Source organism: Ferrimonas sp., assembly GCF_048263965.1.
Taxonomy (GTDB): domain Bacteria; phylum Pseudomonadota; class Gammaproteobacteria; order Enterobacterales; family Shewanellaceae; genus Ferrimonas.
This window is the reverse complement of record NZ_JBLXDO010000009.1, coordinates 64,869-83,184: the sequence shown is the minus strand read 5'-3', so window position 1 is coordinate 83,184 and position 18,316 is coordinate 64,869. Positions and strand designations below refer to the sequence as shown.

The 18,316-nt window shown below is 56.8% G+C and carries 16 protein-coding genes and 1 pseudogene; 9 read left to right on the top strand and 8 right to left on the bottom strand.

What is annotated here, in order from left to right; genetic code table 11:
- The first annotated feature begins 390 nt into the window (after positions 1-390).
- The 3 genes from ACN0RV_RS10160 (at position 391) to torR (ending at position 2,616) form a co-directional block, all read left to right on the top strand.
- Entirely contained in the window at positions 391-1,194 is an 804-nt protein-coding gene (locus ACN0RV_RS10160; protein WP_417347493.1) for a multiheme c-type cytochrome, read from the top strand.
- 29 nt (positions 1,195-1,223) lie between these two features.
- Complete coding sequence (locus ACN0RV_RS10155; RefSeq protein WP_417347492.1) at positions 1,224-1,742, top strand: hypothetical protein; 519 nt, start codon at positions 1,224-1,226, stop codon at positions 1,740-1,742.
- 154 nt (positions 1,743-1,896) lie between these two features.
- Positions 1,897-2,616 carry a two-component system response regulator TorR gene (gene torR / locus ACN0RV_RS10150; protein WP_417347491.1) on the top strand — a complete coding sequence of 240 codons (720 nt, stop codon included), beginning with the start codon at positions 1,897-1,899 and terminating at the stop codon, positions 2,614-2,616.
- Here torR and torT read toward each other — a convergent pair.
- Positions 2,586-3,557 (bottom strand): TMAO reductase system periplasmic protein TorT, encoded by a 972-nt coding sequence (torT, locus tag ACN0RV_RS10145; protein ID WP_417347490.1) that lies wholly within the window; start codon positions 3,555-3,557, stop codon positions 2,586-2,588. The genes torR and torT overlap by 31 nt on opposite strands.
- A gap of 77 nt (positions 3,558-3,634) precedes the next feature.
- On the opposite strand from torT, the gene torS reads away from it, so the two are divergent.
- On the top strand, positions 3,635-6,415 hold the full coding sequence (gene torS, locus ACN0RV_RS10140; RefSeq protein ID WP_417347489.1) for a TMAO reductase system sensor histidine kinase/response regulator TorS: 2,781 nt from the start codon (positions 3,635-3,637) through the stop codon (positions 6,413-6,415).
- 36 nt (positions 6,416-6,451) lie between these two features.
- Here torS and ACN0RV_RS10135 read toward each other — a convergent pair whose 3' ends face one another.
- The 5 genes from ACN0RV_RS10135 to ACN0RV_RS10115 form a co-directional block, all read right to left on the bottom strand.
- Positions 6,452-7,102 (bottom strand): TorD/DmsD family molecular chaperone, encoded by a 651-nt coding sequence (locus ACN0RV_RS10135; RefSeq protein ID WP_417347488.1) that lies wholly within the window; start codon positions 7,100-7,102, stop codon positions 6,452-6,454.
- A 70-nt stretch (positions 7,103-7,172) separates the two neighbouring features.
- Positions 7,173-7,808 (bottom strand): DMSO/selenate family reductase complex B subunit, encoded by a 636-nt coding sequence (locus ACN0RV_RS10130; protein ID WP_417347487.1) that lies wholly within the window; start codon positions 7,806-7,808, stop codon positions 7,173-7,175.
- Positions 7,809-7,820: 12 nt separating this feature from the next.
- A complete protein-coding gene (locus ACN0RV_RS10125; protein WP_417347486.1) occupies positions 7,821-10,241 on the bottom strand; it encodes a DMSO/selenate family reductase complex A subunit in 2,421 nt (806 codons plus the stop codon).
- Between the two features lie 58 nt (positions 10,242-10,299).
- Positions 10,300-12,273: an MtrB/PioB family decaheme-associated outer membrane protein gene (locus ACN0RV_RS10120; protein WP_417347485.1), complete on the bottom strand. Its 1,974-nt coding sequence runs from the start codon at positions 12,271-12,273 to the stop codon at positions 10,300-10,302.
- Positions 12,274-12,285: 12 nt separating this feature from the next.
- Positions 12,286-13,215 (bottom strand): DmsE family decaheme c-type cytochrome, encoded by a 930-nt coding sequence (locus ACN0RV_RS10115; protein ID WP_417347484.1) that lies wholly within the window; start codon positions 13,213-13,215, stop codon positions 12,286-12,288.
- 423 nt (positions 13,216-13,638) lie between these two features.
- Here ACN0RV_RS10115 and ACN0RV_RS10110 point away from each other — a divergent pair, with 423 nt between their 5' ends.
- From ACN0RV_RS10110 to ACN0RV_RS10090, 5 genes and pseudogenes are all read left to right on the top strand, one after another.
- The gene (locus tag ACN0RV_RS10110; RefSeq protein ID WP_417347483.1) at positions 13,639-14,184 is read left to right on the top strand and encodes a sugar O-acetyltransferase; all 546 of its coding nucleotides are present in this window, start codon (positions 13,639-13,641) and stop codon (positions 14,182-14,184) included.
- Between the two features lie 76 nt (positions 14,185-14,260).
- Positions 14,261-15,073, top strand: a complete 813-nt coding sequence (locus ACN0RV_RS10105) for a helix-turn-helix domain-containing protein (protein WP_417347482.1) — start codon at positions 14,261-14,263, stop codon at positions 15,071-15,073.
- Positions 15,070-15,726: a LysE family translocator gene (locus ACN0RV_RS10100; RefSeq protein WP_417347481.1), complete on the top strand. Its 657-nt coding sequence runs from the start codon at positions 15,070-15,072 to the stop codon at positions 15,724-15,726. The genes ACN0RV_RS10105 and ACN0RV_RS10100 overlap by 4 nt, the downstream gene beginning before the upstream one ends.
- Positions 15,727-16,830: 1,104 nt before the next feature.
- Positions 16,831-17,103 (top strand): annotated as a pseudogene (locus ACN0RV_RS10095) (methyl-accepting chemotaxis protein); the annotation flags it as partial.
- A 6-nt stretch (positions 17,104-17,109) separates the two neighbouring features.
- A complete protein-coding gene (locus ACN0RV_RS10090; protein WP_417347552.1) occupies positions 17,110-17,511 on the top strand; it encodes a CZB domain-containing protein in 402 nt (133 codons plus the stop codon).
- A 42-nt stretch (positions 17,512-17,553) separates the two neighbouring features.
- On the opposite strand, the gene ACN0RV_RS10085 is transcribed toward ACN0RV_RS10090, so the two are convergent.
- Both ACN0RV_RS10085 and ACN0RV_RS10080 read right to left on the bottom strand, forming a co-directional pair.
- Entirely contained in the window at positions 17,554-17,904 is a 351-nt protein-coding gene (locus ACN0RV_RS10085) for a DUF2750 domain-containing protein (RefSeq protein WP_286342805.1), read from the bottom strand.
- Positions 17,905-17,913: 9 nt separating this feature from the next.
- A complete protein-coding gene (locus ACN0RV_RS10080; protein WP_417347480.1) occupies positions 17,914-18,297 on the bottom strand; it encodes a DUF3069 domain-containing protein in 384 nt (127 codons plus the stop codon).
- Positions 18,298-18,316 lie beyond the last annotated feature (19 nt).

Genomic DNA, 18,316 nt, shown 5'->3' with positions numbered 1-18,316 from the left:
GTCATTGTAGGTACCAAGTTTAACAAGGACCGTGATCAGACTCCCTTTCTATTCGGCTCGCTGCTGACTTAGTTCCAAACTGTTAGCGAGCTCAACATAGTCAATCATAACCAGCCGTGATCAATGTCACATCCATTACTCTTATTCTCCGGGAGGTAATCGCCAATTACCGCTAATAAGCAGTGTATTAATTTCCCATCCGGGGTAATGCCAGTGAATTATTGTTCTTTAGCAGATGCTAAAGTTTTGGGAGCCGAAATATTAGTTTGTTCTTAAGTGCCTAGATTACCGGGACCGGGCTCACATTATCAAGGGGCGTAGATTTCTAAAGTTGATACCGAGGCCACTAAAGAGGGCCACACAACTGAAACCTACCAAGAGGTAATGATGATGAGTATGGACCGTAGAAACGCACTGAAAAACATTATTGGTATCACCACCGTAGCCGCTGGCGCGACCCTGGTACCTTCATTCTCCGCTCAAGCTGCTCCTGCACTGGAACCTAAGCAGCGCCTTAAATATGCAAGACTGGATCCTGCTGCCGTCGCTGCTATTGCCTACCGTGAAGACGTTCGCTCCCTGGGCTGCATGTACCAGGTATTCCACGCTATTGTAGAAGCGCTGGCCAACTCCGACAGTGATGATGCAGAGAAATTCGCCAACATTCCAACCGCTCTCTCCGTGTATGGCGGTGGCGGTGTGGCCGGTCAGGGTACTGTCTGTGGTAACAACAACGCCACGGGTATGCTGTACAGTATCCTGAGCATCAATGGTGAAGCACCCAAGTCTTTGGGTAAAGTTTCCGCTTACTATGAGCAGACCATGCTGCCTCGCAACGACGAAGCATTCCTGACTGCAGTAGGTGCTACTAAAGAAGACTTTGATGCGAAAGTTGCTGTTCAAACCGAAGCTCACAGCCTGTTGTGTCACGCCTCTCTGACCCGCTGGTCTGACGCTGCCGGTATCCCAATCTCCGCTAAAGGCATGCGCTGTCAGCTGCTGTCCGCTTCCATCGCTTGGCGCACTGTTGAACTGCTGAACGCTGAGCTGGCCGGTGATGATATCTCAGCTATTCCAGGTGACACTGCGGAAACCTCCGAGTGCCTGGGCTGCCACACCAAGGGCGAGAACCCAATGGGTAACGCCTCTGTAATGGCACACATGGAATGTGATACCTGTCACGGCAACCTGTAATTGTTAGCCATAGCGATAGGAGAATCCTTATGAAAAGAACATTGATCGCATTAACATTGGCTAACCTCGCCCTGGTGGGTTGCGGTAGCGATGACAACAATGAAACTAAACCCATTGATCCGCCACCACCACCACCACCAGCCACTGTGGAAATTGGTGATGCCACTACCATTGCGGTTGCAGATGTAGCTGTAAATGAGGCTAGCGGCGTGGTTACCTTTACCCTGGCTAATGAAGAAGGCACTGCCATCACTGGTTTGGCTGCTGACACTGCAGCACTATCCCTGAAGTATGTGGGACTTCAAGCTCCGGTCGAGTGGAATCACATGGTCGATAAGATGGGATTGATCTCCCACGAATCTCAAGTCTTCGATTGCGCTGGTGAGACCTGCAATATCGCCATCGTCGAGGGCGAGACCAAGGGCAGCTACACTCTGACTCCAGATGGTTTTGAATGGAGTGCAGAACCTCAAAGTGTTAAGAGCTTGATTTCAGTAGCAACCGAGACAGTCACCGTAGACCCCATCCTGGTAGATAGTGGCGCATAATAATCATCATTGCTGAAAACTTTAGCCGACCTTCGGGTCGGCTTTTTTGTGACCAATCGATAATGCCACAACTCCCACTTTCTGCTCTTACCACTTGAATCTGCCAACGTCTGCGATAAAAATCCTTCACAGGATTATCACATTGGACGCCGAAATGAATCAGACAGGGCAACGGATACTGGTGGTGGAGGATGACCCGGTCACCCAGATGCGTCACGCCGGCTACTTCAAGCAGGCCGGGTATCTGGTGGACACCGCTGACAGCGCGGCTCAAATGCGCCAGCGCATGGCAGCAAACCAGTATGACCTGTTGTTGCTTGACGTGAACCTTCCCGATGAGGACGGCATGATGCTGACCCGTATCCTCAGGTCTGAGTCCGATGTCGGCATCATCCTGGTGACCGGTCGCAGTGATTCGGTGGACAAAATCGTTGGCCTGGAGATGGGCGCCGATGACTATGTCACCAAGCCGGTAGAGATGCGCGAGCTGCTGGTCAGGGTTAAGAACCTGTTATGGCGCATGAGTCTGGTGAAGCTGAATGAGCAGCAGCCGGGGGACAGCAGCGAGTGTCATTTCGCCGGTTGGCGGTTCTCAACCGCCAGCCGTCAGTTGTGGCGGGGTGAAGAGCAGGTCAAGCTGACCAAGGCGGAGTTCGAGCTGCTGCATGCCTTCGTCTCTCATCCACAACAGGTACTGCCAAGAGAACGGTTGCTGACTCTGATCTCTCATCGTGTCGATGCCCCTAACGATCGCACCGTGGATGTGCTGGTGCGGCGTTTGCGAGCCAAAATGGAGCAGGGGGAGGGCTATCCAACCCTGTTTGTCACCGTTCACGGTGAAGGTTACCTGTTTGGATCGGCCGTCACCTCGTAGACCGGCATAAAGCCGGGGCTGGAGAGGCTGTCATCCACCAGGTCCAGATGATAGCCGGGAGTCAGGCTGATGATGCTGGGCCCCATCACCCTGGGCAGGGTTTCACCCTTTTGCCAGCGGTGGGCTGCGTCGATGGACATCTTGCCCTGAAGCCGCATCTGATCGGAATTTGCCATCAGAATTTTGCCTCTGAGCAGGGCCCGGTAGACGCCGTGGGTCAGGTAACTGCTCAAGATCCTGGTTTTCCCCTCGGCAAGGGGCTGACGGAGTTCATTTACAGCCACCTCCGTCGACACTGCGCCGCCGATGATCAGTTCCGGAACCGGGTTGTCCGCCAGGTAGTCTTTGAGCAACTGCCGCTGAACGGCGGCACTGTTGCTTCCATAAAGCTCACCAACCACTTCGAGCCTGTCCGGCTCGACGGCGTCACTGACCCCTTTATTGATAAACTGATTGCCTCCCCGTCCGCGGGGACCATACATGATCAGGGTTTTTACCCGGCTGTTTGGTTTAAAGCGGTTATTGATGAACAAGCCCAGGTTCTTACCCATCTCATACCAGGATACACCCACGGTGGCGATTACAGAGTCCGGCTCTACCTGGTTGATGACGGCCAGAGTAGGGGTCTTACTGAACTGGCTCTTGATTCTTGGATCAATCTGATAGCTGACACTGCCCAGCAGAACCAGATCGGCGCCCCAGGCTTGGCATTTGTAGAACTGCTCAACCTGGGTATCCTGATTGGCGTACCCTCCGGCTTCCATCACCTTTAGTGCCATCCCATATTCGTTAGCGCGCTCGGCCATGCCCTGGTTGACGCTGATCCAGTAACTGTCTTTCAGGTGTGGATAGAGGGCACACACCTTAAAGGGAACTGCATATAGCGGTTTGGAGGCAAGAAACAGCGTGGCGAATAGCGCGGCACGGGATGGGGTTAACACAGGCAATTACCTGATTTGGGGTACACTATAGGTAGTGTATCAGAGATGCTGCTGTCACCTTGAAACTCAATCGATTTTTGCCTAGTCGCTCACTCACTGCCAAGTTGTTGCTGGCCTTTCTGGCGCTGGCTTCTTTGTCGGTGCTCTCCTCCCTCGTAGGCTGGCTTTCCCTGTCGGAGCTGAAAACTGGTCATGATGCCCTGGCCCAGCGGGCGGTTCCTCTGTTTAACCAGAGCCGGACCCTGGCGGAACTGGGGGGGCGGATTGTGCTTACCGGCCAGTTCCTGACCCAGGTGGACGACCCCGCCGAACTGATTCGAACCGAACAGCGCCTGAAAAGTGATATGGATGCACTGAATCGCCACATGGCTGAGTTTGGCCAGATTGGCCCAAACAGCCAGGTGAGCGCGCCGCTACTGGCCACCAGCGAGCGGGTCGAGGCCCTGCTCTCTGAGCAGGTACAGCTGGTGGGGGAAAGGCTGGCTCAGGAGCACAATTTTAACCAGGGGTTGGATCGCATTAATCAGGTTGCCCTGGACATGGCCAACCTGGTCGACTCTCAACTGGCCAACGCCGAGACCGCCATCGTGGCCCGCAGTATCGGTCTGTATGAAACCGGGGATGAGAGGGTTCGTCATGCCGACGACCTCATTGAGGTGGATCTGCTTCAACTCAGGCGCATGAGTGAACTCAAATACAACCTGGTGCGTCTTCGTCAGCAGTTGGTGCTGCTGCCTCAGGCCATGGAACAGCAGTCAGTGAAAGCCCTGGGCCAGAAATTTGAGAGCCTGAGTGGTTATCTGCCTTTGATGATCCAAGAGGTGAGGGACCCCGAGCGCCGGAAGGCCATGGAGTCGATGATGACCCGGTTGGCTGAAGGGAGAGAGCTTTATCAGCTCAGAAGCCAGCAACTGACCTTTGCGCCCAGGCTGGTGTCGTTGAGTAGCCAGGTGGAGCAGGAGTTTGCCCGGTTGAACAGCCGTATGGACGACTTATTGCTTAGGGCCAATAACGCCATCAGCGACGCGGGCAAGCAGGCTGATGAAGCGTTTCGCTGGTCTCAAATCACCTTGGTGGTCCTAGGTCTTCTGGCTCTGGGCATCGGCTTGCTGCTGGTCTGGCAGGTGGTGCTCAAGGATGTGGTGGTCCGAATCAACTACTACACCAGTGCGTTGCTCTCTTTGTCCGAGGGCAAGGTGAATGTTGAGGTGACGCCCAAGGGAGAAGATGAACTGAGTCGCCTGGCTGGCGCCATTCGCACCTTCAAGGAGAACGTCATCGCCAGGCGCAAGGCGGAAGCCGAGCTCAGGCACCAGCATAAGGTGCTGGAGCAGACGGTCTCCGAGCGAACCGTTGAGTTGTCTCTGGTAAACCGCAAGCTGGCGGAGCAACTTAAAGTCTCAGCCAAGGCCACTGAGGAAGCCGAGGACGCCAGCCGGGCCAAGAGCAGTTTCCTGGCCACCATCAGCCATGAGATCCGCACCCCGATGAACGGCATCCTCGGCATGGCCCAACTGATGGAGTCGGATAATCTGACCTCGAAGCAGAAGGGGCAGTTGGCGGTGATTCAGCGCTCCGGTGAATCTCTGCTGGAGGTGATCAACGATGTGCTGGATTACTCCAAGATTGAAGCCGGAGAACTGGAATTGGTCGCCGCCCCCTGCGATCTGGTCGGTTTGGCCAGGGAGGTGGTGGATACTCTGGGCTCCGTAGCTTCAGGTAAGGGCCTGGCGCTTGAACTGAGCATTGAGAAGGGAGTGGCTGCCGCTTATCTGTGCGATCGCGCCAAGGTACGCCAGATCATGATGAACCTGGCGTCTAATGGAGTGAAGTTCACCTCCCATGGTCGTGTCGATCTTGCCCTGGCCGTGATGGGTGATCAGCTGTGCTTCCGGGTCTCGGATACCGGGCCTGGTATTGAATCCGACCGCCAGGAAGCGATTTTTGAACCTTTCCGCCAAGCCGATGCACACCACACCCCTGGGGGGACCGGCCTGGGGCTCTCCATCAGTCGCAGGCTGGCTGAGGCGATGGGGGGCACGCTGTCCGTTGAGAGTCAGCCTGGGCAGGGGGCCACCTTTACCCTGATGGTGGATCTGCCGCCTTGCGATGCTCCGGAGGTGGGGGTGAATCAGATAGAGATGCCGCCGCCAGGCTACCTGCTGGTGGTGGAAGACAACCCCACCAACCAGCTGGTGATAGCGGGATTCCTGGAGAAGTTGGGGCAGCGCTATCTGTTGGCGTCTGACGGCAGAGAGGCCCTGGATGCTCTGGGGCAGGGGCCTTTCGATCTGGCCCTGGTGGACATCAACCTGCCGGATATCAGCGGTGAACTGCTTCGGCCCCAGTTGGTTGACAACCATACCCTTGAGTATGGCCAGCCACTTCCCTGTCTGGCGATGACCGCCCATGCTTTCACTGAGCAGGTTGAGGCGTTTATCGCCAGTGGGTTCGACGGTTTTATTGCCAAGCCCCTAAAGTTGGAGGAGCTGGCCCTGGTACTCTGCGGTCAATCCAAAGTCAGCCTGGCCAGGGAGGATCAGGGCAATCATGAACTGCTGAACCGGCAGCAGCTGGAGCAAGACCTGTCCGTCCTCGGAGCCGAGACCCTGGCAACCATGTGTCACCGTTTTCAAGCGGATGCCGAGCAGTTGCTCGCCTGTGAAGATGAGCAGTGGAAAGGGGCGATTCATCGCCTTAAAGGGGGGGCAGGGGCCGTGGGTATGAACGCCTTGGCGCAGGCTTGCGCCGAGCTGGAGCTCTCCGGTGACTGGGGCGAAGCGGCTCGGGAGAAACTGACTCTGCTGAGTGAAGCCAGTGTTGTGGCGTTCGATCTATGGCTGAAGCAAAAAGGCTGACCGGGAAACGGACGACCCGGTCAGCAACGACGCACTCTATTGGAAGAGCTGCAGGGAAAGGGGGGAGATATCCAACTCCTGCTTCAATCCTTCAAGCAGGCTAGAGACCAGCAGGGCAATACCCTGGTAGTAGGGGGTTTGCGCACCTTCAACCATCAATTCACAGAATCGGCCGCTCCAGGGCAACAGGTGTTCGCGGAGCAGGTCTTCGGCGACCTTTACCGGTACGCCATTCTCCTGTTTGAGCTCCTCAGCCAACAGACTGCCCAGGACGGAGAGCATCAAACCAATATGGTCGATGGGCTCTTTGCTTTGGGTCGAGACCTGAATGCCATGGTGCTGGCAAAATGCGGCAAATGCTTCGGTAGAGGGGCCGCACAGCAGCCTTTTTTCATGGAGGTAGGGAGAGCCCCAGGGAATGGCGCTCAGTTCACCCGGGCCCAGAAAAAGTTGCGTATAGTCGATTTTAAGCTGAGGCAGCAGGGCGTCATCAGACTCTGTCAGTGCCTGTTCCAACAACGCTAACCCCCGGCTTCGACAGGATTGCTCTCCGGTTTCCGGCCAGCTCTTCGCAACATCATTCTCTCTGAACTGCCCCAAAAGGAACTCGCTGGGTTCAAAATAGAGCGCGTGGTAGAGGACATTGGCCTGCGCCTGATAGCAGCTCAGTTGTTCCTGATTCAGCATCGCCTTATCTCACTTTGTTTGTAAGGAAAAAAAGGGGAGCCTAAGCTCCCCCTCCTTGGGGTGTAACGTCTTACACTTCCGCTGAATTTAGTACCTCACCTTCACTGCTGCCACTGGGGCGAGTGAGTCGGTTAGGCGTGATCAGCAGGTTGGGTGTAGTGACGTCGGCGGACGGCATGGGCGCAAAGTTTGGAGCCAGTGCTCCAGGATACTTGGCTTTGAGCTCGTCCATTGGGCCGAAGTCCAGGGCACGCATGGGGCAAGACTCCACACAGCTGGGCTGCTTTCCGGCCTTGATGCGGTCGGCACAGCCATCGCACTTGGTCATTACACCCTTGGCGCTGTCGATCTGAGGGGCGTCGTAAGGGCAGGCGCGGGCACAGCTTTCACAACCGATGCAGATGGTTGCGTCCACCATCACCAGACCATCTTCGCGGCGCTTATGCATGGCACCGGTTGGGCAGGCCTTGGTACACACCGGCTCGGAGCAGTGGTTACAGCCCAGAGAGGTGTAGTAGGCGAACACATTCTGGCTGACGGTACCGTCAGCGGATTCACTCCAGGTACCACCGCCATATTCATACACCCGGCGCCAGTTCACGCCTACCGGCAGGTCGGAACGGTCTTTACAGGCGATTTGACAGGTTTTGCAACCGGTGCACTTGCTGGTGTCGACGTGAAAGCCGTATTGAACATTAGTACTCATTGTTAACTCCTATCAAGCCTTACGGATTTCAACCAGGTTGGTGTGCTGGGGGTTACCCTTGGTAATTGCGGTAGTACGGTGGGTGGTCAGTACATTGACACAGCCGCCCTTATCCACGTTTCCGCCCTGGAACCAGGCACCCTGGCCCACAGCTGCCACGCCGACCATGATGCGGGGGGTCACCTTCACCTCTACCTCGATGGTGCCGCGATCGTTGAATACGTGAACCTTATCGCCGGTTTGCAGCCCGCGCTTGTTAGCGTCAATGGGGTTCATCCATACCGCGTCCTGTACCGCCTCGCGCAGCCAGGGGACGTTGTGATAGCTGGAGTGCGCTCGGCCCTTGGTGTGGTAACCGAACAACTGCAGCGGGTAGGTCTTCTTGGTTTCGGTATCCTCATAGCCTTCCCAGGTAGGTACATACTTGGGCAGGGCGGAGATAACGTCTCCCTCTTTGAGCTGCCAGGTTTTGGCTTTTTCGGCCAGACGAGAGGAGTAGATCTCAATCTTGCCGGACGGGGTGCCCAGAGGGTTGGCATCGGGATCCTTACGGAAATCTTCCAGGACAATGTAACTGCCGTTGGGCAGGTACTTACGGTGGATGCCCTGTGTCAGCATCACCTCTTTCTCAGGCAGGTCCGGGGTGGCGGCCTTGGCCTCCGCATAGAACTGGTTCAGCCAGTCTTCCCTTGTTTTGCCTTCGGTGAATTCCGCTTCTACGCCCATGCGCTTGGCCAGATCAACACAGACTTCATAGATGGGGCGGGCTTCGAACATGGGGCCAACACTGGAGCTCATCTGTACCAGGGTAGCGGTGTCGCCGGCGGAGTAGCTCTGGTAGATCAGGTCTTCGGACTCCAGCCAGGAAACATCAGGCAGCAGGATGTCGGCGAACTTGGCGCTCGGGGTCATCCAGTTGTCTACAACCAGGATGAATTCGCACTTGCTCTCATCCGCGATGATCTTGGTGGTCTTGTTGACGTCGGAGTGCTGGTTGATCAGGGCGTTACCGCCGTAGTTGATGATCGCCTTGATGCTGTTGCCCAGCTTGCCATCGCCGTTCTCGTCCAGATCCACACCTTGAACACCGTCGGCCAGTACGGTCATGTTCTCACCGTCTTCGATGGCCTGGGTGAAGGTGAAGAAGGAGATCGCCTTCTTGACAGGGTTGGAGCCGGTGGGCATGAAGGGCGCGGTCAGGTAGGAACCCTTACACAGGCCACCACAGTTGGTGCCTGGCAGACCCAGTTGACCCAACAGAATGGGCAGCATGTAGCCAGCACGGGTGTTGTTTTCACCGGCCGCCTGACGGTTCAGAGAGGCAGCAATCTGGATGAAGGGCGCTTTGGCGTCGGCCAGTTCACGGGCAAGTTCCACGATGATGTGTTCTTCGATACCGGTGATGGCGGAGGCCCAGGCTGGCGTCTTGGCATTGGCACCCGGGGTCAGGTCACCAATGGTGGTGTTGTCCAGGATGTAGGCTTTGTAGCTCTCTTCATAGCCTACGCCTGTGGGCATGGTTTTCTCATCATAGCCGACACAGTACTTGTCCAGGAACGCCTGGTCTACGCGGTTCTTGGTGATCCACTCGAAGGCCAGGGCCTCAAACAGGGCAGCATCAGTACCAGGACGGATGGCGATCCACTGATCTTCTTTACCCACGGCGGAATCGGTGTAGCGCGGATCGATGATGATGGTCTTGAACTGCTTCTGACGCTTCTGCATCAGGAAGTCGTAGGCCTCACCGGAGCCGCTCATGCGGATCTCGGAGGGGTTGTAGCCCACCATCAGCACAAGATCGGAGTTCTGCATCTCAGAGACGCTGCTGCCTTGCCAGCCAGGACCGGCGGAGCCGTATGTCTGGCCCGCGGCTTCATAAATCTGAGACCAGCTGTAATCGCCATAGGCATTCAGGTAACCGCCCTTGAGGTTCATCAGGCGGTACAGACACTGCTTACCGGAGAAGTGATAACGGGCACCGGAGTTGTAGGTGAAGTGGATGGACTCGTTGCCGTAGTTGTCGATGGTGGCCTGCAGTTTTTCCGCGACCAGATCCAGGGCTTCATCCCAGCTGATGCGTTCGAACTGACCGCTGCCGCGGGGGCCGACACGCTTCATGGGGTACTTGAGACGATCCGGAGCATAAACCCGTTTACGCAGGGAACGGCCACGCAGGCAGGCACGGACGTCGTGGTTACCGTACTCGTCTGTGGTGGTGAACTCAGACTCGATGCGGGTGATGATGCCGTCGCGGCTGTACACCTTAACCGGGCAGTTGGAGCCACAGTTCACCAGGCAGGCGCTCCAGTTGAGTTTTTCCTCAACGGGCAGCACTGGCGGTGGCGTGGTTTTGGCGGACTCGGAGCTACAGCCGGTAACGGCGGCTGCGGCACTCATTGCGGCGCTCATTTTTAGAAAATTGCGGCGTTCCATAAGTTACCTCTTTTCTTTATCTGGGGGAGGGGAGCGTTCTCCCCTCCCTCCGGTTCGTTCACAAGGAGATGGAGTAGCTCAGCATCAGCTGATGGGCGTTGTAGTTGTGGTCCAGGTCACCCAGGGTGACCAGGCCATCTACCGCGTCCACGGCTACACTGGCGTAATCTGTGTCGTAATAGCGCTCATAGCGGTAATCCAGGCGCAGGTTGCTGCGCTCGCTCAGACGGTACTTGGCAAACAGCCCTACAGAGTGGCTGTACTGGTAGTAATCGTCGAACTGGCTGTTGGCCGCGCCGCTGTTGCTGGAGCTGCTGTCGCTGTTGGCGAACAGGTAGTCGCCGCCCACAGTCAGCTTGTCCTGAAGCAGACCGGCATATTCGAAGCCCGCGCCCAGGGAGACAAACTCATCGTTTATCTCTGCATTCCAGCTGTCCCCGCTCTGGTCAGCATCGATCCACTGCTGGCCGGCAAAGCCGTACAGGGACAGTTGCTTATTCACCAGGTAGCTGATGGCCAGTTGGTAGCCGTAGTCAGTGGCGCCGGTCAGGCCCAGCTCGGTATCCGTGTAGTCGTCGTCGGCGAACTGAAGATTCAGCTCCACCGAGAGAGACGCCATGGGCTGATGGCGAAGTTTCACTTCGGCTTCGATGCGGTCGCGATCCGCCAGGTGGTACTTGCGCAGCAAGGGGTTCTCTTCGCTGGAGCTGAGATCGTTGGCCTGGTAGCGGCTGCCATCACGCTGGCTGATGCCGCCCTTCAGCTCCACTTTCCACAGGTCCAGGTCGGTGATCTTCATCCCGGCCCACAGCTGATGCTCGTCGGTGGTCTCCCGGGCACTGTGGCTGCGCTCTTTGCGGTCAAACTGGTAGCCAGCATCCAGGCGGTAGCCCTTGGCCAGGCGGTACTGAACCTTGGCGCTGCCACGGGTGTCCTCGCTGTCCAGCAACAGGTTCTCTGAGACCAGGCCCGTGGTGGCATTGAAGTCGTACTGGGGAAACTCGAAGCTGGAGCTTTGGTTGTCCCGCTCGCTGTAGCGGCCAGCAAGCTGAACCCGCAGACGGCTGGTGGCCATCAGGGTGTAGCGGGCGTCCATATCCAGGGTGTCCACCTGACCATCCCAGCTTTGAATCGGGCTGGTCTGGGCATTCACCAGGGCGTTGTCCTGAATCATCCGGCCCAGGGAAACACGGCCATCGAATACGCCGCTTTGGCCTCGGAGATTACCGGACAGGGTGACCTGGTGTGCTTCGTTATCAGGCTCGGGGGCCAGCAGGCTGCCGTAGGTGTTGTGGTACACCTCCTGAGTGTCGTTGTCATAGACGCTGCCCAGGTAGGAGAGGGCGGCCAACCAGTTATCGCCTGCGACACTGGTGGCGGCGGTCAGCTCGTCGGTACGACTGTCTACCGGCTTGGCCAGGTTGACCGGGCTGGGGGTGGCCACAGAGACCACCTTATGGCCTTGCTTATCTTCTGTGCGGTAACCCAGGTCGCCATCGACACTGAAACCGGCCAGATCGGTGGAGGCGCTGATGCCTACTGAGATGCGATTACGCTCGATGCCCAGTACCGGTGAGTAGGGCTGGCCGCTGACCAGCTCATCACTGCTGAAATAGTACGGGGTAGACGCTTTGTCGCTCTCCAGCTTGTTGAGCTGACGGTAGTCGGCATAGAGTTCGACGGTGCCGTTGCTGGTGGAGAGGGCGGCATCGCCGTTGTCCAGACCTAAGTTGTGGGCGGTGGCGGTGGTGCGCCAGCCGTTGTCGCTGTTAGCGGTAACCCGGCCATTGAGGGCGCCAAAGGCACCGTCCTCTTCCTGGCCCAGGGCGTTACCGGCGTGGACATCATCCAGCTCGGTGTAGCCGGCACCAATGGCAATGTCGCCACTGAGGTGGGAAGGCGCGACGCAGCGCTTGCACTGCCACTTTTTGGCGCTGACCTTGTCGGTGTTGGCCTTGGACAGGCTGAAGTCGGCGGCCAGAACCGGTGTGGCGGCGGTCAGTATCGCCAGGGTGATGAGATTAAGTTTCATGAGTCTCTCCCCTTAGCGCTGAAGCGCTTTGCCTTGTGGATGGTTGGAGCCGTGCACCTGGGTGTGGCAGTTCAGGCAGCTGCCGCCGGCGGTAAAGGCAGAGTCGCCTTCGGCGCCATAGGCGCGGCTGGCGTGGACATTGCCACTGTGGCACTGCTGACACAGAAGAGGGGCACGCGCCTTGAGCAGGTTGTCGTTCATGCTGCCGTGAGGGGTATGACAGTTGCTGCAGTCATCGATGACCGGCTCGTGCTCCCACAGCTTGGGACCACGCTTATCGGCGTGACAGCTGTAGCAGGTGTCATTGAGGCTGATGCGATTGAGGTCCGCATCGGTCTGGCTGCCGTGGGGGTTATGACAGTCGCTGCACTGCATCTCATCCCACTTCATCGGGTGGCTGGAGCGCTGATGCATCTGCATCTTCTGCTCGGTGTGGCACTCGGTACACACGCCGTTCTGAGCCGTTTTGTCCAGGATGGGATCGTTGGCCACGTGCACCTGGTGACAGCTGGCGCAGGCCACCTCCTCCAGGTTGTGGGTGGAGGCATGCCAGCTCTGGCGCTCGGCGTCTTCATGACAGCTGAGACAGACGCTGTTCTGAGCCTCGGCGGTGGTCATGGCATCTGGGCCGAAATCGATCATCGGTTCCTTGCCGCCGCGGTTATGCTTGCCCTGAGGGCCGTGGCAGGCTTCACACTGGAGACCGGCCATGGGGCTGTTCCCGGACGTGGCGCCATGGACACCATCGAACAGGGCCATCACCTTGTCGTTTTTCTTGTGGCACATGAGGCAACTGTCTGCACCCTTGGTGGAGTAGTTGCCCTGATTGAACTTATCAATCAGTGTCTCCATTACCGCATCCTGGCTCTGGTCGCTCCAGGGAGCGGCACTGGTACCGAAAGCGGTGGAGACCAACAGTGCGACTAGCAGAGGACGTTTCATCAGTATCACTCTCTTGTCTGCTTGGGAGTTGTGAGCGGAAAACGTACCGCTCATTGGTTTTGTTTATAAGTTCAGAATAGTCGGCGGGTGTGAATAAGTTGGGCAGGGTTATGAAAGATGAAAAATGGCTTGTGAAGAAATATGAACAGACGCCGGGATAGTGTGAGTTAAGCCAAAGTTTTGACGCTTTGGCTGTTTTTTGATTGCCTGACAATGTTCAGAACCGTGAACTACCTCAATAGGAGTAAGTGATCTTTTTTCTGGTAAATAGAGCGGTTAATGGTTGAGTGAGAGGCGTTCTCAGTCAGGAGGCTGCCATCATAAACAATATTAAATCAGTGAGTTAAATCTACTTTGTTCGTGAAGCCTTTCCTCTAAGGTATGATGTTGTTTTTCCAGATGTACTCAGGAGTTAGGACGAGCATGACCGAGTTGGAGAAGATGAGGGCGGGAGAGGTGTACTCTATGTTCGATGATGAGCTGGATCTGATCAGGGCCAAGGCCGAACGGCTGATCTTCCAGTTCAACCATGAGCCGGACCGACAAACACGCCGGGCCTACCTGGAGGAGTTGGGGGTCGATATGCACCCCAGTGCTCATATTCAGCAGCCCTTTACCACCTGTTACGGCTGCCACATCAAACTGGGTGCCAACAGCTTCATCAACTGGGATGCGGTGATCCTCGACCACGGCGGTGTCACCATAGGAGAGCAGGTGCTGATCGGTCCCAAAGTTCAGATCTACACGGTAAACCATGCCCTGGATGCCACGGAGCGAGCTGCCGGTAACGAGCAGGCCCAGCCGGTGGTGATTGGCGATCGTGCCTGGATCGGCGGTGGGGTGATCATCCTGCCCGGTGTCACCATAGGTGAAGAGGCCATAGTGGCTGCCGGTGCCGTGGTAACCCGTGATGTGGCACCGGGGGATCGGGTCGGCGGCAATCCCGCAAAATCATTAGCCAAGAAATAAGAAAGTCAGAAATGTACAAGCCCGGTAGAGATGGTCATGCTGAAATGGGCCGACCAATAAAGATTGAGGGGACAGAGTGAATCGGGTTTGTATCAGGCAAAGCGATATTGAAGGGGTCGGCCTTATCGACGCCAGCTACGGCAACTTTGCCTTTCGCCGTCATTATCATCTGGAGTTTCACATCGGCCTTATCGTCGGCGGAGCCCAGCGTTACCATTGTCGCGGTGCCAGTCATCGGGCAGCGCCGGGTCAGCTGGTGATCATGCCGCCGGACCAGCTCCATGATGGTCAGGCTCATGATGATGGGGGCTACCGTACTAAGGTGTTTACCCTGGGCACGCCCTGGCTTTCTCGTTCGCTGGGGGAACTGACCCATGAGCAGGAGCTGGGGTTTCTGGAGCATCAGGTTGACGACCCTGCGCTGTATCGGGGACTGGTGATGGCCCACCGGATTCTTGGCGACAGCCATCAGGCCAATTTGACTCGAGACTGCCTGCCTCTGGAGATGCTGGAGCAATTGGTGAGCCGTCATGGCTCTGTGCGGCTGCGCCGCTCCCCCAGACTGGGCAGCCGGGATCTGGATGAGATTCGCGATTATATGATGGACAATCTGGATCAGCCCATTCGGCTGGCGGATCTGGCCAAGCAGTGCGGCCTGACGGAAGTGGGATTATCACGTGCCTTTAAGTCCACCACTGGCCTGCCACCTTATGCCTGGCTTTCCCGCTTCCGGTTGGAGAAGGCGATGGAGTGGCTAAAGGCCGGGCGTTGCGTCACACAAGTAGCTCAGTCTGTGGGCTTTTACGATCAGGCCCACTTCTCTAAAGTGTTCAAACAGCAGTTCGGCTTGACTCCGGGTCAGGTACGGGGCCGGGGAGGTGAGCCATGATCGCCTCTGAATCCAGTTTGCTGCTCACCCTGGCAACGGTGCACGCCATCGCTCTGGCCAGCCCCGGGCCGGATGTGGCTCTGGTGGTGCAGAGTGCCACTCGGTACGGTCGGCGCACCGGGTTTCTTATCGCCCTGGGGCTGTCCATGGGGATACTGCTTCACTCCATCTTCAGCCTCACTGGAGTCAGCCTGCTGATTCAGCAGCACCCCTTGTGGTTTGTGATCATCAAGCTCGCCGGTGGCAGTTATCTGCTGTGGCTGGGCGTGGGGGCTCTGGGCTACGTGCTCAGACACAAAGGGGAGGGGCGAAGCCTGGCCAAGGTCGAAGTAGAGAGGGGCCTGGAGGCACCTTTCAAGGCATTCGCCCGTGGGTTTGTCACCAATCTGTTGAACCCCAAGGCGCTGGTGTTTTTTGTGTCGCTGTTTTCCACCCTGGTGCCAGCTGATCTCTCCATTGAAGGCAAGTTAGGCGCCCTGGGGATACTCTGGTCGCTGTCACTGTTCTGGTTTGCTCTTCTGGCTCAGCTGCTTACCTCCAAGGCACTGCAGATGAGGTTGCAAAAGGCGGCTTTGACTCTCGATGGCATCTGTGGCGCAGTGTTTGTGTTGGTGGGCGGCGGTATCCTCTGGAGCACATTGACCTCGTTATAAGAAAACGCTCCCTTGGGAGCGTTTTTTGTAAGAGCACCAGTTTGGGCACCCCTTCAAGCAGTGGGACCTTACTGCTCAGATCTGCCAGACTTGGGGCGACCAGCCTATAAGGGGGTGTCAGCCCCTGCTTTGACAGCAGCCCTAGCCCAGTGGCAGTGGCCAAGGGTGGTGTCCGTGCTCAAGCCAGTGAGCCGATTGCATACGGAGTGCCGGTAGCCAGTTTTCCACGGCGTTGGCCGCTTCCGATCACAGGGTAAACTGATATCGGCCAGGGGCCACACCCCCGACCTTATACTCCGGCGAACCTAACCGCTTCTGCACCCATTGAGAGATTACCTGCGGGGCCAGACTGAGCGTGCGGCTTACCCCTTTATAGGCGGCCTTGACTGTACGTTTTATCTGCTGTCCTTTTACCCGTTTCAGGGAGGTAAGCTCCAGATCGTCCGGTGCCATTACGGGCACGGACAGGGTGAGCTGGATGGGTAACTCGTTTTGCGCTGCAGTAACCCGAGAAAGGCTCTTCTTGTTCAGCGCTCTGGGAGCGTACTTCGTTGAGCGTTGGTTACGATGAGGGATGCATCAAATAATTTACAACTTCCTGAGCTAGCGCTGATTTTGGTTACGAAGATGTATGCATGTGCCCACTTAAGGATATCCTTATATGGAGACTATATTGGGATTAGCCTTATGTTTATGACCGTCAAGCAGCACCGACTAGCCAAAGATGCGGCGGAGTCGACGTTGCAAAAGGAAATTCAACAGAATCAGCAACAGCTGGTTGATCTGGAATCGCGTAACCGTCAGTTGGAAGAAGAGGTTGCCAAGCTCTCTCATGAGAACAACCTTTGTCGCGACCTGATGGCCACCTACCTGAGCAGTGGAGAGATGCTGCAGCAGATCCGCTCCGCTCTGGCCGATAACACCGGCAAGCTCAGGGAGGAGGAGGAGGAGTTGTCCGCCATCGACGCCACCTTCAGTGCAACCCGTGAGGCCATTGGCCGGCTGGATCAGCGCAGTCAGAGGGTGTTGTTGGAATCCCGGCGTAATGTTCAGGCGGTATCGGAACTTGAGAATTCCACGTCTGGCATCAATACCCTGGTGTCCACCATCCAGGAGATCGCCGACCAGACCAACCTGTTGGCCCTGAATGCCGCCATTGAAGCGGCTCGTGCCGGTGAAGCCGGGCGCGGTTTTGCTGTGGTTGCAGATGAAGTCAGAAACCTGGCCGCCAAGGCGTCAGACGCCAGTGGTAAAATTGAAGAACTGCTGCGGGAGGTGCTGGGGCAGAGCCAGCAGCTCAAAGAGAGTGCTGCAGTCAGCCAGGAGTGCATCGAGGAGGTCTCCGCCTCATCGACTCAGATCGGCAAGGTGGTGGATGAGGTGATGAATCAGGCGGCCCATATGAAGCGGGTGATCGGCAATGTCTCCACCACCACCTTCCTGGATACCGTCAAGCTGGATCACGCGGTGTGGAAGCATGGCGTCTATGAGCAGGTGGTTAACGGCCGACTCGATGAGACTCCGTGTAACCATAAGAACTGTCGGTTTGGCTTATGGTACGCAGATGTCGGTCAGCAGAGCCAGTATCGAAACCTGGCTGGCTTCGACCGTGTGGACCTGCCTCATCAAAGGGTGCACCAAACTGGCATCGAAGCGGTCGAAAAGGCCAGGTCCGGGGATCATCAGGCCTATGTATCGGCGCTGTCTCAGATGGAATCTGCCAGTGTCGAGGTGGTCAGAGCCCTGGAACAGATGGCCACGGAGCTAACCGTAAAAGAAGCGTAAAAAAAGAGGGCCTGTGGCCCTCTTTTCATTACAGCGTCTTTATCAGGCCTCGTAGAGCTTGGCCAGCTCCATGGCGTCCAGCTCAGGAGCATCGCCATCCACAGGCCAGTCGCAGCCAACCAGAACATTGTCCTCATTGAGGTCATTGAGCCAAAACTCAAAGAAGTCTTCCAGAGGAATAAAGCTGGCCTGATACTGGGACCAGTCATCCACACAGTGCGCCTTGGCCCCCTCTTCGGTAGACCACAGCGGTAGTACGTCGCTCTCTTCAAACTGGGAAGAGTCGCAGATAACCCACTCATCACCCAGGCTCAGGCCCCAGAATCCTCGGTTTTCAAAGGTGGCGGCAACAAAGGCCTTAACGGACTCCGGGGTGGTGTTCATCTTGATCATACTCTCTCCTTAGCCTTCGAAGGGCTCATTGAGCTGACGTTTCAGTACGGGGTTGCGTCGGGCAGCTTTGATGTTCTTCAACATCAGCTTGATGCCGCGGGCCAGCACACTTTCCAGGTGGGAAGCGCGCTGCTCTTCGGAAATGTCGGCGTCCTGGGTCAGGCGCAGGGTCTCTGCGGTGGCACCGAGCAGGTTGTAGGTGACAGAGGCGTGCAGGCGCTCAAAGTTACCCAGAATGTTCTGGGCGCTGGCGGGCAGACGCTCAAAGTCGTGACGCAGGGGTTGCTCAACCGCCTCGTAGATGGAGCGCAGGCCATCGTAGGCCTCGTTCTCCAGGTTGTAGAAGTCGGCAATCTGCTGAAGCTCGGGCGCCAGATTTTGGGTATCGGTCATCATCTAATCCTGTTTGGGG

Bases quoted from the DNA above. Each gene is read 5' to 3' on its own strand.
- ACN0RV_RS10160 (WP_417347493.1), top strand. From the start codon at position 391: ATGAGTATGGACCGTAGAAACGCACTGAAAAACATTATTGGTATCACC.
- ACN0RV_RS10155 (WP_417347492.1), top strand. From the start codon at position 1,224: ATGAAAAGAACATTGATCGCATTAACATTGGCTAACCTCGCCCTGGTG.
- torR (WP_417347491.1), top strand. From the start codon at position 1,897: ATGAATCAGACAGGGCAACGGATACTGGTGGTGGAGGATGACCCGGTC.
- ACN0RV_RS10135 (WP_417347488.1), bottom strand. From the start codon at position 7,102: ATGCTGAATCAGGAACAACTGAGCTGCTATCAGGCGCAGGCCAATGTC.
- ACN0RV_RS10130 (WP_417347487.1), bottom strand. From the start codon at position 7,808: ATGAGTACTAATGTTCAATACGGCTTTCACGTCGACACCAGCAAGTGC.
- ACN0RV_RS10125 (WP_417347486.1), bottom strand. From the start codon at position 10,241: ATGGAACGCCGCAATTTTCTAAAAATGAGCGCCGCAATGAGTGCCGCA.
- ACN0RV_RS10120 (WP_417347485.1), bottom strand. From the start codon at position 12,273: ATGAAACTTAATCTCATCACCCTGGCGATACTGACCGCCGCCACACCG.
- ACN0RV_RS10115 (WP_417347484.1), bottom strand. From the start codon at position 13,215: ATGAAACGTCCTCTGCTAGTCGCACTGTTGGTCTCCACCGCTTTCGGT.
- ACN0RV_RS10110 (WP_417347483.1), top strand. From the start codon at position 13,639: ATGACCGAGTTGGAGAAGATGAGGGCGGGAGAGGTGTACTCTATGTTC.
- ACN0RV_RS10100 (WP_417347481.1), top strand. From the start codon at position 15,070: ATGATCGCCTCTGAATCCAGTTTGCTGCTCACCCTGGCAACGGTGCAC.
- ACN0RV_RS10090 (WP_417347552.1), top strand. From the start codon at position 17,110: ATGAATCAGGCGGCCCATATGAAGCGGGTGATCGGCAATGTCTCCACC.
- ACN0RV_RS10085 (WP_286342805.1), bottom strand. From the start codon at position 17,904: ATGATCAAGATGAACACCACCCCGGAGTCCGTTAAGGCCTTTGTTGCC.
- ACN0RV_RS10080 (WP_417347480.1), bottom strand. From the start codon at position 18,297: ATGACCGATACCCAAAATCTGGCGCCCGAGCTTCAGCAGATTGCCGAC.